At 74.8% G+C, this 12,655-nt stretch carries 12 protein-coding genes and 2 tRNA genes; 7 read left to right on the top strand and 7 right to left on the bottom strand.

Annotated elements, in window-relative coordinates; translation table 11 throughout:
• Positions 1-34: 34 nt before the first annotated feature.
• The 5 genes from HJG43_09320 (at position 35) to HJG43_09300 (ending at position 4,303) form a co-directional block, all read left to right on the top strand.
• Positions 35-1,252: an FAD-dependent oxidoreductase gene (locus tag HJG43_09320; protein ID UER54709.1), complete on the top strand. Its 1,218-nt coding sequence runs from the start codon at positions 35-37 to the stop codon at positions 1,250-1,252.
• 23 nt (positions 1,253-1,275) lie between these two features.
• On the top strand, positions 1,276-3,135 hold the full coding sequence (locus HJG43_09315; GenBank protein ID UER54708.1) for a DNA primase: 1,860 nt from the start codon (positions 1,276-1,278) through the stop codon (positions 3,133-3,135).
• A 1-nt stretch (position 3,136) separates the two neighbouring features.
• Positions 3,137-3,655, top strand: coding sequence for a hypothetical protein (locus tag HJG43_09310; GenBank protein ID UER54707.1), 519 nt, complete (start codon positions 3,137-3,139; stop codon positions 3,653-3,655).
• A 75-nt stretch (positions 3,656-3,730) separates the two neighbouring features.
• Positions 3,731-3,803, top strand: a tRNA-Asn gene (locus tag HJG43_09305).
• A 426-nt stretch (positions 3,804-4,229) separates the two neighbouring features.
• A tRNA-Ile gene (locus HJG43_09300) sits at positions 4,230-4,303 on the top strand.
• 462 nt (positions 4,304-4,765) lie between these two features.
• Here HJG43_09300 and HJG43_09295 read toward each other — a convergent pair.
• Complete coding sequence (locus HJG43_09295; GenBank protein UER54706.1) at positions 4,766-5,437, bottom strand: hypothetical protein; 672 nt, start codon at positions 5,435-5,437, stop codon at positions 4,766-4,768.
• A gap of 97 nt (positions 5,438-5,534) precedes the next feature.
• Positions 5,535-5,960: a hypothetical protein gene (locus tag HJG43_09290; GenBank protein UER54705.1), complete on the bottom strand. Its 426-nt coding sequence runs from the start codon at positions 5,958-5,960 to the stop codon at positions 5,535-5,537.
• A gap of 242 nt (positions 5,961-6,202) precedes the next feature.
• Between HJG43_09290 and HJG43_09285 the strand changes: the two genes are divergently transcribed.
• The gene (locus tag HJG43_09285) at positions 6,203-6,703 is read left to right on the top strand and encodes a DUF3145 domain-containing protein (protein UER54704.1); all 501 of its coding nucleotides are present in this window, start codon (positions 6,203-6,205) and stop codon (positions 6,701-6,703) included.
• Positions 6,704-6,759: 56 nt separating this feature from the next.
• On the opposite strand, the gene fabF is transcribed toward HJG43_09285, so the two are convergent.
• The 5 genes from fabF to HJG43_09260 form a co-directional block, all read right to left on the bottom strand.
• Positions 6,760-7,995: a beta-ketoacyl-ACP synthase II gene (gene fabF / locus HJG43_09280; GenBank protein ID UER54703.1), complete on the bottom strand. Its 1,236-nt coding sequence runs from the start codon at positions 7,993-7,995 to the stop codon at positions 6,760-6,762.
• A gap of 85 nt (positions 7,996-8,080) precedes the next feature.
• Positions 8,081-8,329, bottom strand: coding sequence for an acyl carrier protein (locus HJG43_09275; GenBank protein ID UER54702.1), 249 nt, complete (start codon positions 8,327-8,329; stop codon positions 8,081-8,083).
• Positions 8,330-8,429: 100 nt separating this feature from the next.
• On the bottom strand, positions 8,430-9,452 hold the full coding sequence (locus tag HJG43_09270; GenBank protein ID UER54701.1) for a ketoacyl-ACP synthase III: 1,023 nt from the start codon (positions 9,450-9,452) through the stop codon (positions 8,430-8,432).
• On the bottom strand, positions 9,449-10,441 hold the full coding sequence (locus HJG43_09265) for an ACP S-malonyltransferase (GenBank protein UER54700.1): 993 nt from the start codon (positions 10,439-10,441) through the stop codon (positions 9,449-9,451). Before HJG43_09265 ends, HJG43_09270 begins: the two co-directional genes overlap by 4 nt.
• A 141-nt stretch (positions 10,442-10,582) precedes the next feature.
• Positions 10,583-11,755: a helix-turn-helix domain-containing protein gene (locus HJG43_09260; GenBank protein ID UER54699.1), complete on the bottom strand. Its 1,173-nt coding sequence runs from the start codon at positions 11,753-11,755 to the stop codon at positions 10,583-10,585.
• Between the two features lie 178 nt (positions 11,756-11,933).
• On the opposite strand from HJG43_09260, the gene HJG43_09255 reads away from it, so the two are divergent.
• Positions 11,934-12,620 (top strand): hypothetical protein, encoded by a 687-nt coding sequence (locus HJG43_09255; GenBank protein UER54698.1) that lies wholly within the window; start codon positions 11,934-11,936, stop codon positions 12,618-12,620.
• The last annotated feature ends 35 nt before the right edge of the window (positions 12,621-12,655 follow it).

Below are 12,655 nucleotides of genomic sequence, written 5' to 3'. Positions count from 1 at the left end.
GCCCTCTCCGGGCCGAGTCTGGGAGAGTAGGAGGATGAGCCGGCAGACGTACGTGATCGTGGGCGGCGGGCTGACCGCGGCGCGGGCCGCGCAGGCCCTGCGGGAGTCCGGCGAGGACGGCGACGTCGTCCTCGTCGCCGAGGAGCCCTACCGTCCCTACGAGCGACCCGACCTGTCCAAGGCGTTCCTCGCCGGGGAGAAGGACCGCGACGAGCTCGCCGCCCTGGACGCCGACTGGTACGACGAGCACGGGGTCGAGCTGCGGCTCGGCGTCACCGCGACCCACCTCGACACCGCCACCCGCCAGCTGCGGCTGTCCGACGGGAGCCCGCTCGGGTACGACCGCCTCCTGCTCGCCACCGGCAGCACCCCCAACCGGCTCGGCGTGGAGGGCTCCCGGCTGCGGGGCGTCCACTACCTGCGAACCGTCGACGACAGCGAGGACCTGCGAGACGTGCTCGCGCAGGGCGGTCCGCTCGTCATCGTCGGCGGCGGGTGGATCGGCCTGGAGGTCGCCGCCGTGGCCCGCACCCGTGGGGTCGAGGTCACCGTGCTGGAGCAGGGATCGGTACCGCTGCGCCGCGTCCTCGGTGACCCGATGGGCGGCTGGTTCGCCGACCTCCACCGCCGCCACGGGGTCGACGTCCGCACCGGGGCCCGGGTGGCGCGCCTGCGCGGCGACTTCGACGTCGAGGCGGTCGTCACCGAGGACGGCGAGGAGATCCCGGCCCGGGCCGTGCTCGCTGCCGTCGGGGTCGGGCCCCGCTCGGAACTGGCGCTCAGCGCCGGGCTCGAGGTCGTCGACGGGATCGTCACCGACGGCCGCCTGCGCACCTCGGACCCGTACGTGTGGGCCGCCGGGGACGTCGCCAACGCGGACAACGCGTGGGCCGGGCGGCGGCTGCGGGTCGAGCACTGGGCCAACGCGCAGGACCAGGGCGCCTTCGCCGGCCGCTCGATGGCCGGTGCGGGGGAGGAGTGGGCCCGGCCGCCGTTCTTCTTCACCGACCAGTACGACGTCGCGATGGAGTACCGCGGCTGGGTCGATCCTGACGAGGCCGACCTCGTCGTCCGGGGGCGACCGCAGGACGCCGACTTCGCCGCGTTCTGGCTGGTCGACGGCGCCGTGCACGCGGGGATGCACGTCAACCGCTGGGGCGAGGCGGACGCCGTGAAGCGTCTCGTCGAGGACCGCGCGGTCGTGGACGTCGCGGCGCTCGCCGACGAGGGGACCGACCTGGCGGCGCTGTGAGCCGGCCCGCCTAGACTCACGTCGTGGCAGGGCGGATCCGGCGCGAGGACATCGACCTGGTCCGTGAGCGCGTGCGGATCGAGGACGTGGTCGGTGAGCACGTCACGCTCAAGCCCGGCGGCGTCGGGTCCCTCAAGGGGCTGTGCCCGTTCCACGACGAGCGAACTCCGTCCTTCCACGTCCGCCCCCACGTCGGGCTGTGGCACTGCTTCGGCTGCGGTGAGGGCGGCGACGTGTTCTCCTTCCTGCAGAAGGTCGACCACCAGTCCTTCACCGAGGTGGTCGAACGGCTCGCGGCCCGGGCCGGGGTCACCCTCCGCTACGAGGACGGGGACGGTCCGCGTCCCCAGGACGTCGGCCGCCGCCAGCGCCTGCTCGACGCGCACGCCGTCGCCGCCGAGTTCTACGCCGAGCAGCTCACGGCACCCGGCGCGCGCCCCGGCCGGGAGTTCCTCAGCCGGCGGGGCTTTGACCGCGCGGCGGCCGAGCACTTCGGGGTCGGGTTCGCCCCTCAGGGCTGGGACTCCCTCGTCAGCCACCTGCGCGGCCGCGGCTTCCGGGACGACGAGCTCGTCACCGGGGGGCTGGCTCGCCGCGGCAGCCGCGGTGCCTACGACGCCTTCCGCGGGCGACTCGTCTGGCCGATCCGCGACGTCACGGGCGCCGTCATCGGCTTCGGCGCCCGGCGGCTGCTCGAGGAGGACACCGGACCCAAGTACCTCAACACCCCCGAGACGCCCGTGTACCACAAGTCGCAGGTGCTGTACGGGCTCGACCTGGCCAAGCGGGAGATCGCCAAGCGCCGCCAGGTCGTCGTCGTCGAGGGCTACACCGACGTCATGGCCTGCCACCTGGCCGGGGTGCCGACCGCCGTCGCCACCTGTGGGACGGCCTTCGGGGCCGACCACATCAAGGTGGTCCGCCGGCTGCTCGCGGACGACGACGCCCGGCACGGGGAGGTCGTGTTCACCTTCGACGGTGACGAGGCCGGGCAGAAGGCGGCGTTGCGGGCCTTCGCCGAGGACCAGAGGTTCGTCGCCCAGACCTACGTCGCCGTCAGCCCGGACGGGATGGACCCCTGCGACCTGCGGCTGGCCCGCGGCGACGAGGCGGTCGAGGCGCTGGTGCGGGCCCGGACGCCGCTGTTCGAGTTCGCCATCCGTGCAGCGCTGCGGCGCTTCGACCTCGACACCGCCGAGGGCCGGGTGCAGGCACTGCGAGCGGCGGCTCCGGTCGTCGCCGGCATCCGCGACCAGTCGCTGCGCCCGGAGTACGCCCGGATGCTCGCCGGCTGGCTCGGCATGGATGTCGAGTCGGTGCGCCGTGCCGTCGCCGCCGCCGGGCGCCGGGGCCCCGAGGCGTCCGGGGCCGTGGCCAGGGGTGGCCCCGGGACTGCGCCCACGGCGCCACAGGTGCCCCGCCCCGACCTCCGGGACCCGGTGGTCCGGGCGGAGCGACAGCTCCTGCAGGCCGTGCTCCAGTTCCCGCACCGCGTGCCGGCGGCATTCGACGACCTGGGCGCCGAGGCGATGCAGGCCCCCGCGCACCGCGTCCTGCACGACACGGTCCGGGCTCTCGGCGGCGTACGAGCGGCCGGGCCGGGCTGGGCCGAGCGGGTGCGCGAGCACGCCCCCGTGGAGGTGCAGTCCCTCGTCGGCGAGCTGGCCGTCGCCGAGCTGCCCGCGACGGGCGAGGACGGCGTGTCGGTTCTCGCCGCCGGGCTGGTCCGGGACACGGTCGACCGCGACCTGCTGCGTCGCGAGGCGGAGCTGAGGGGCCGGGCGCAGCGGCTCGAGGCCGCCGGCGACGACGAGGCAGCCAGCGCCGTCTACCGTGAGCTGTTCGAGCTTGAGGCCCGCCGCCGCGCCCTGCGAGAGGACTGACATGGGTCTGCGAGAACGGTTCCCCCGGCGGCCACGGCTGGACGCCCGGACGGCGGAGTCCCTCGGCGTCGCGGGGGAGCGGCTGCTCGCGGTCGCCGAGCTCGACGACGGCGGGACGGCCGTGGCCACCGCCGAGCGGCTGGTCGTCGGTGACGCGGACGCGCGGAGGCTGTCGGCGCTCTGGCACGAGATCGACACCGCGACCTGGGACCCGGAGGCCGGGGCGGTCGACGTCCACCTCGTCGAGGGCGGGTACGTGCGCCTGGGGCTTGCCGGTGACCCACGCACCCTGCTCCCGGAGACGTTGCGGGAACGGGTCCAGGCCTCCGTCGTGCTGGCCCGGCGGGTCCCGGTCCGTGGCCGCCGCGGCGTCCGGGTGGCCGTCCGCCGGACGCCGGACGGGTTCGTCAGCCAGGTCGTCCCGGACGCCGGCGTCTCCCTGGAGGACCCTGTCGTCCGCCGCGCGGTGGATGAAGCGCGACGCGAGGTGGAGGCGGCTGCTGGGCTCGTCCCCGGGTGAGCGGACCGGCCGGCCAGGTTTGCTAGAGTTCCGACTCGCGTGCCCGGGGGCGTTCGCGACTCCGGGTCGGCACGGTCCCGCGTAGCTCAATTGGCAGAGCAGCCGGCTGTTAACCGGCAGGTTACTGGTTCGAGTCCAGTCGCGGGAGCACCTCTGACCGCACCACTCGTCGTGATCATGCAATCCCGCCACCCCGCCACCCCGCCACCGGGCCCACCCGTGATCAGTCGACAGTCCCCTCGTCGTGATCATGCAATCCCGCCACCCCGCCACCGGGCCCCCGGGCCAGCCCGCAGAATGCTGAGTTGGTGGCGCGACTCGCCGGCAGAGCTGTGACGAACCCAGCATTCTGCGAGGGGTCGGACTGTAGCCGCGAGCCCTCAGGAGGGAGTGCACGTCGCTCGGCGGGTGGCGGGATTGCATGATCACCGAGGGGTGGCTCGGCGGGTGGCGGGATTGCATGATCACCGAGGGGTGGGCCGGCGGGTGGCGGGATTGCATGATCACCGAGGGGGGACTTGGGGGTGGCGGGATTGCATGATCACCGAAGAGGGGTGGGTACAGTCCGGGCGTCGGGGCAGTAGCTCAGCCGGTCAGAGCAGCGGACTCATAATCCGCCCGTCGTGGGTTCAAGTCCCACCTGCCCCACAGGGAGACCTCCACAACGGGGTGAACCCGGCTCGGCGGCGTCCCCTCGAGCTGCGCCGCCGGACCGGGTCCGGTCCCATCCTCCGGGGAGGACCACCGAGCGACGGGTGTGTCGCGCGTCCGCGGAAGCCGCCACGGACGGGTGGACGGCCCCTTGAGAGGGGCCGCACCGGAATCCTCTCCGGTCGGCAAGTGAGAGTCAAGCGAAAGTAAAAAATCGATCACCGGGGCTCCAGAGGTCCTTCATGGAGCCCCGGCTCACAGCCAGTGAGTACCCGTTCTCGCCTCAGGTATGCGCGCAACGGCGGTGGCCGTCTCAGCGGTCGCTGGACGCACGGCCTCCACACCGGGAGTAAGCGAGAGAGTGAGGTGCGCCGGGCCGGGAGCGCCTCTCGGCGCGTGGCCGCTCGAAGCGGCTTGAAGTGGAGCCCGGGGCTACCGCGGCCCGGCGCACGACCAACCCTAACCCGGTGAGTCCTCGGATGCTTCCCGGCGGCGGTCGTTCTCGCGCAGGCGCCGAGCGGCCACCTCGAGCTGTTCGGCGGTCCGCACGAGCCGAGCGGCGGACATCGTCAGCCGGCTGCCCTCGCTGCCCGCAGTCCCGACGGCGGTCGCGCCGGGGGAGTCCGCGGCCTGGTCCGCCCGCCCGACGGCGACGACGCGGGCGAAGGCAGCAGCCCGTTCCAGGGTGGTGGCGACGTCCCCGTGGGCTACTCCGGAGAGCACGGCGTCGACGAGCGAGCGCACCTCCTCGGGGCCGGGCGGGTCGGCCACTCCCGCGACGGCGTGGTGGACCGGGGCGCGGCGGCTTCCCTCGGCGAACTGTGCCGCCGCCGCCGCAGGGTCGGCGTGCACCCACTGGCGCAACGCGTAGAGGCGCCACAGGGCACCTGGCAGGGAGTCCGGTGGAGAGTCGGCCCACAGCTCGGCGAGGGGCTCGAGGCCGTACTCGTCGGCGAGGCGGACGACCCGCGCCGACAGCTCGGCGTCCTGCTCGTCGCGGACCCCTTCGACGAGGAGCCGGGCGGTGGCGTGGGCGGCCTCCGCCCGCAGGGCCGGGTCGCCGGCACCGCCCTGGAGCGACTCCAGCACGTCGCTGCTCAGCAGCGCGGGGCGGTGGTGGCGGCGTGGCACCCGTCCATCTTCCCAACCACAGCCGGACGCCGCAGCCGGGGCCACCGGCTCGACCCGGCCGGACGCCGGGTCGGAGCCGGTCCGGTCGGGACTCGGCTCAGAACCGGAACGGCTTGGGGGGTGCTGCCAGCGTGGCGCGTGGGCAGCTCGCCAGGGTGAGACCGCCGTAGCCGAGCGCCTCGTCGGTCAGCGCCTCGACCGTCCAGCCGGCCTCGGTCCCCAGCCGGGTCACCGTCACCCGGTAGATGGTGATCTCGTACTTGGTCGGAGTGCCGTACGCGACCTGGATGGTGCCGATGAGCTCGGCGCCGGCGGGGTTGTGGGCCCCGTGCCACGGCCGGTCGTACCGGCTCCACAGCGTCGGCTCCGACTGCCAGACGCCGCCGTTCTGCACGTCCCGCAGCGCCAGCTCGACGAGCACCGACCGGGCGGCGTCCTCGGGGACGATCGCCGCCGGGCGGATCACCTCGCTGACCACGCCCTGGTCGTAGGCCTCGGCCATCAGCCGCTCGACGTCGTCCACCCGCGTTCTCGCTCTCTCACGTGGTCCGGTTCGTTCCGTGCATCGGCACGTCACCGTCCCGACTTCACCCCTCGGTGACCGCCGGTTCGCGGCAAGTGGCCAGCGGGGGCTGGTAGACCGCCCCGCGGTAGGGCAGAATGCCCAGCGGCAGGCACCGCGCCGTGCCGCACCGGAGCAGCACCCGGGGTTCACCGAGGTCCGTTGGGGAAGACGCACCTCGAGCTCGAACCAGGGAGGGTGAGATGTCCGGAGCCATGACGCGCGGCGTCCTGTTCGTGCACTCCGCGCCGCGGGCGCTGTGCCCACACGTCGAGTGGGCCGCCGGCGGCGTCCTTGGCGTGCGCGTCGCCCTGGACTGGACGGCGCAACCGGCCGCCCCCGGGCTGTTCCGGGGAGAGCTGTCCTGGCAGGCCACCCCGGGCACCGGGGCGCGCCTCACCTCTGCCCTGCGCGGATGGGCGCACCTGCGTTACGAGGTGACCGAGGAGCCGAGTCCCGGCGTGGACGGCGCCCGCTGGAGCCACACGCCCGAGCTGGGCATCTTCCACGCGGTCACTGACGTGCACGGCAACGTGCTGGTCCCCGAGGACCGGGTCCGCGCGGCACTGGAGCTGGCCGAGGACCCAGAGCGGATGCGCGCCGAGCTCGACCTGGCTCTCGGAGCCGCGTGGGACCGCGAGCTCGAGCCGTTCCGGTACGCCGGGGACGGCGCCCCCGTGCGCTGGTTGCACCGCGTCGGCTGACCTGCCACGGCGTCGCAGGTGGCGGCGGGTTCACCGCGTCGTATGCGTCCCGGCAGTCAGACGCTGCGGAACGCCAGCGCCACGTTGTGGCCGCCGAACCCGAAGGAGTTGTTCAGCGCCACCCCTGCTCCCAGGGCCCGCGGCCCGCCCCGCACGACGTCGAGGTCGATCTCCGGGTCCAGCTCGTCGACGTTGATGGTCGGCGGGGCGGTGCGGTGGTGCAGTGCCAGCACCGTGTAGACGCTCTCCAGCGCACCGGCGGCGCCCAGCAGGTGCCCGGTCATGGACTTCGTCGCGCTGACCGCGACGCCGTCGAGCGCGGCGCCGAGGGAGGCCCGCAGGCTGCGCGCCTCGGCGACGTCCCCCGCCGGCGTGGAGGTGGCGTGCGCGTTGACGTGGACGACGTCGGCCGGGTCGATCTCGCCGGTCTCCAGGGCGCTGCGCACGGCGCGCGCCGCCCCGCGCCCGTCCGGCTCGGGGGCGGCGATGTGGTGAGCGTCGGAGGTCGTCCCGGCCGAGACGAGCTCCGCGTAGACGCGCGCCCCACGCGCCCGGGCGTGCTCCGCGGACTCCAGGACGACGACCGCGGCCCCCTCACCGAGGACAAAGCCGTCCCGGCCGGCGTCGTACGGCCGCGACGCCGCGGCCGGGTCGTCGTTGCGGGTGGACAGCGCCTGCATCGCGGCGAACCCGGCGATCGGCAGCGGGTGGATCGCGGCCTCCGTGCCGCCGGCGACCACGACGTCGGCCCGACCGTCCCGGATCATCGCCACCGCGTAGGCCAGTGCCTCGGCACCGGAGGCGCACGCCGATACCGGGGTGTGGACGCCGGCCCGGGCCCCGAGGTCGAGGCCGACGGCCGCGGCGGCACCGTTCGGCATGAGCATCGGCACCGTCAGCGGCAGCACCCGCCGCGGCCCGCGCTCCTTGAGCACGTCGTAGGCCGACAGCAGCGTCCACACCCCGCCGATGCCGGAGGCGATCACGGCGCCGAGCCGTTCGCCCTCGACGTCCGGTGCTCCGGCGTCCGCCCACGCCTCGCGGGAGGCGACGAGCGCGTACTGTCCGGACGGGTCGAGCCGCTTGGCCTCGTGCCGGGGCAGCACCTCGCTGGTCGGCACGGCGAGCGGGGCCGCGAAGGTCACCGGCAGCTCCAGCTCGGTGACCCAGTCCTCGGTCAGCGTGCGTGCGCCGGACCGGCCCTCGAGGGTCGCCTGCCAGGTGCTGGCGACGTCACCGCCGAGCGGGGTGGTGGCGCCCAGGCCGGTGACGACGACGGTGCGGGGGCTCATGGACGGTGCCTCCAGGGGTGGGAGAGGGTCGGAGGAGCCGCCCGCCCCGGGGTCGCCGGGGCCGGGCGGCGGGCGGCCTGGCGGGTCAGCCCTGGGCCTGCTGGACGTAGTTGACGACGTCGCGCACCGTCTTGAGGTTCTTCGTGTCCTCGTCCGGGATCTTCACGCCGAACTTGTCCTCGGCCTGCACGACGATCGAGGTCATCGACAGCGAGTCGATGTCGAGGTCGTCGGTGAACGACTTGTCCATCTCGACGGACTCCTTGGGCAGCCCGGTCTCCTCGTTGACGAGCTCCGCGATGCCCTCGAGGATCTCCTGCTCGCTCTGCGCCATGTCTGGTGGTTCTCCTTCTCCGTGGTGGTCGGTGTGCGTGGTGCACCCGCCGGCGGCGGCGGGGGGTCGGGACGGGTGGGGGCCGCTGGCGGCGTCCGGGTCAGGGCAGGACGACGACCTGCGCGGCGTAGGAGAGGCCGGCGCCGAAGCCGATGAGCAGGGCCAGGTCGCCGGAGTGCGCCCGGCCCTCTCGCAGCATGCGCTCCATCGCCAGCGGGATGGAGGCCGCGGAGGTGTTGCCGGTCTCGGCGATGTCGCGGGCCACCGGCACGTGCTCGGGCAGCCGCAGCTGCTTGATCATCGCGTCGATGATGCGCATGTTCGCCTGGTGGGGGATGAACGCGCCGAGGTCCTCGGCGCTGACCCCCGCCGCCTCGAGCGCCTTGCGGGCCACTGGGGCCATCTGCCAGACGGCCCACCGGAACACCTGCTGGCCGGCCATCCGCAGGGCCGGCCACTCGGCGTGGGAGTCCCGGACGTCGATCCAGGAGTGCTTCTGGGAGATGACGTCCCACTGCTCGCCGTCCGAGCCCCACACGGTGGGGCCGATTCCCGGCTGCTCGGACGGCCCGATGACGACGGCGCCCGCGCCGTCCCCGAACAGGAAGGCCGTGGAGCGGTCGCGCGGGTCGGTGAAGTCAGACAGCTTCTCCACCCCGACGACGAGAACCGTGCGGGCTGACCCGCCGCGGACCATGTCGGAGGCCAACGACACCCCGTGCCCGAAACCGGCGCAGGCCGCGGAGACGTCGAACGCCGGGGCCGGAGTGGCGCCGAGCCGGTGGGCGAGCAGGGTGGCCGAGGACGGCGTCTGGTACGGGTGCGTCACCGTGGCGACGATGACGGCGTCGACGTCCGGACCGGCCAGGCCGGCGTGCTCCAGCGCCGCCCGGGACGCCGACTCCGCCATGTCGGTGACGCTCTCGTGGGGCGCGGCCCGGTGCCGGGTGATGATCCCGGAGCGCTCCCGGATCCACTCGTCGCTGGAGTCGATGAGCTCGCAGACCTCCGCGTTCGTCACGACCCGCTCGGGCCGGTAGCCGCCGACGCCGAGGATGCGGGCGTGGCGGGCGCCCTGGGCGGCGGTGAGCCGAGCGGCGCCTGCTGCGCCGGCGCCGGTCATGCCCGGGCCCCGGAGGTCTGGACCCCGGAGGTCTGCTCGGCGTGGCGGACGACGAGGTCGCGGGCGGCGTCCAGGTCCTCCGGGGTGCGCAGGGCGAGCGTCTCCACGCCGGGCAGGGCCCGGCGGGCCAGGCCGGTCAGCGTCCCGGCCGGTGGCAGCTCGAGGACGGCGGTGACACCCATGTCGGCGAGAGTCGCCTGGCACAGGTCCCAGCGCACCGGACGGCTGACCTGACCGACCAGCCGGTCGAGGACCTCGCGGCCGTCGCCGACCACTGCGCCGTCCGCGTTGGACAGCAGCCGCCTCCGCGGGTCTGCTGCGGTGACGTCCGCGGCGCAGCGGGCGAGGGCCTCCACGGCCGGCGCCATGTAGACGGTGTGGAAGGCCCCGGCGACCTGCAGGGGGACGACGCGACTGCGGGTCGGAGGGTCCTGGGCCAGGGCGGCGAGCCGGTCGAGCGGGCCGGCGGCGACCACCTGGCCTGCGCCGTTGACGTTCGCGGCCGTCAGGCCGTGGCGCTCCAGCGCCGCGGCGACATCGTCGGGGTCTCCGCCCAGCACCGCGCTCATCCCGGTCGGGACGACGGCGGCGGCCTCGGCCATCGCCCGGCCACGCTCACGGACCAGGCTGATCGCGTCGTCCTCGGTCAGCACGCCGGCAACCACGGCCGCGGTGATCTCGCCCACGGAGTGGCCGGCGACGACGTCCGGACCGGTGGCGGCGTCGTCTGCGCCCTGTGCGTCGTGTGCACGGTCGATGCCGTCAAGCAGCTCCGGCAGCACGGCCAGCCCCGCGGCGACGATGAGCGGCTGGGCGACGGCCGTGTCCCGGATGGTCTCGGCGTCCGAGGTGGTGCCGTGGGCGAGCAGGTCGACGCCGGCGACGGCGGACAGCCGCTCGAGCCGGTCGCGGACGGCGGACCGCTCGGTCCAGGGGGACAGGAAGCCCGGGGTCTGGGAGCCCTGACCAGGGCACAGAAGAGCCAGCACCGCTCCAGCCTGCCCCCACCGAAGCCAACCCGGAGGGTGTGACGCCCACGAACCCGGGACGGCGTTGTTGGAGGGTTCCTCCAACAGTGGTCAAACGGTGGTCAGGGAGCTCGGCCGTCAGGGAACTCGGCCCTGCGTCGGTCAACGGGGGCCGCGCCGAGACGGCCGGTCGGCGAGCAGACCGAGCGCCACCGCGGTCTGCAGCACGAACGCCTCCCGTGGCGACAGCGGGTCCCACCCGGTCACCTCGGCGACCCGCCGCAGCCGGTAGCGGACGGTGTTCGGGTGGACGAACAGCGCCCGCGCCGTCCCCTCCACGGACCGACCGGTGGCCAGGTACGCCGAGAGGGTCTCGGCGAGGGCGCTGCCGGCGTCCTGCAGCGGCGTCCAGGCGCGGTCGACCAGGGCCCGTCGCGCGGTGACGTCTCCGGCGAGCACCCGTTCGGGCAGCAGGTCGTCGGCGGCCACCGGGCGCGGCGCCTGCGGCCAGGCCCTGGCCGCGACGAGGCCTGCCAGCGCGGCCCGCGCCGACCGCCCGGCGTCCGCGAGCCCGGGGACGACGGGCCCGACGACGACCGGGCCGGCCCCGAGCCGGGCGGCCAGTCCGGCAACGGCGTCCCGGGGGTCTCCAGAGGACCCGAGGACGACCAGCAGGTGCTCGCCCTGCAGGCCGACGAGGGCGTCGTCGGCCGCCTTGCGGGCCAGCCGGCGCAGCTCGTCGGCGACGTCCTCGCTGGTGCCTGGAGGCGGTGTCCCGGCGACGACGACGACGTGCTCGTGGCCCTGCCAACCGAGGGCGGCGGCCCGGGAGGCGAGCACCTCGTCCGCCTCTCCGCGCAGCAGGGCGTCGACGACGAGCGCCTCCAGCCGTGCGTCCCAGGCGCCCCGTGCCTCCGCCGCCGAGGCGTAGACCTGGGCGGCGGCGAACGCCACCTCCCGGGAGTACCGCAGCACTGCCTCCCGCAGCTCCTGCCGCCCATCCGCGGGAGCGATCGAGGCGACGTTCTCCTCGACGACGTCGACCACGGCGCGGACCAGCTCGAGGGTCTGGCTCAGGCTGACCGAGCGGGTCAGCTCACGCGGTGCGGTGCCGAAGACGTCGGCGGTGATCTCCAGCGGACCCTCCGGGTCCCGGTACCAGGCGAGGAAGGCCGAGATGCCGGCCTGGGCGACCAACCCGACCCAGGAGCGATCCTGGGGCGGCATCGCCCGGTACCACGGCAGCGTCTCGTCGAGGCGGCGCAGGGCCGCGGTCGCCAGCCGTCCGACGGCCCGGTGCAGCCGCTCCGCGGTCTCCTCTGACGAGTCCGTCATGGGCGGAGGATAGGCGGCCGTTGTGGGAGGACCACAACTCTCGGGTGAGCGGGTGCGTGCGGACCAGCCGGTGCAGGGGGCCGCGCGCTCGGCCGGGTTGGGTTAGGGTCAGGTCAAGCCACGCCCTCGCTGCCGGTGCCTCGGGTGCGGACCGGGCCCGCCGAGGGGGAAGGACGCCATGGGACTGCTCGACCGACTCCGCCGCCGTGTACGCCTGGCCCGCACCGCAGGGCTCGGGCCCGCGCTGCGCCCCCCTGCGGCACTGCGGCCGCGGCGGCGCCGCCGGCTCCCGATCGACGCCGCAGAGGAGGTCCACCTGCGCGATCGGCTGCGCGAGGACCCCAACGACTCGTCGGCCTTCGTCCGGCTCGCGGACATCGTCCGCCGCCGGGCTGCCGAGGGGCACGTCGACGGCGACCCGCAGCGGGCCGCCGACGACGCGGTGTGGGCCCTGGCCGAGGAGTTGGCCGGCAACCACCGCGCCTGGTACCCGCTGATCGAGCTGGCCCGGCTGTCCGTGCACGAGGACCGCGACGGCGCGCTGCGCCGTCTGGGCACCGCCGCCGAGCGCGACCCCTCCGGTCAGGCGCTGGCCGAGGGCCTGGCGATGCTCCGGGACGCCGGGATGCCGTCGGAGGCACTTGGGCTCGGGGTCGGTCACTGGCGCCCCCGGGAGCACACCGTGCAGGCAGGGCGCCACCTCGTGCACGCCGCGGTCGAGGCCGGACGCATCAGCGAGGCCCGACGGCACCTCGAGGTGCTCGCCGAGCACCCGGACACCACGCAGGTCGAGCCGCTGCGCGCCGAGCTGGAACGGGCGATCACCGAGGCGGACCGCGACCGGGGGCGGTTCACCACTCGCTGACCCCGGTCACGGCCCCCCGTGTGGCGGCCGCGGAC

It is taken from the genome of Kineosporiaceae bacterium SCSIO 59966 (assembly GCA_020881835.1).
GTDB lineage: Bacteria > Actinomycetota > Actinomycetes > Actinomycetales > SCSIO-59966 > SCSIO-59966.
The sequence above is the reverse complement of the archived record's forward strand: the minus strand, read 5'-3'. Positions and strand labels throughout refer to the sequence as shown.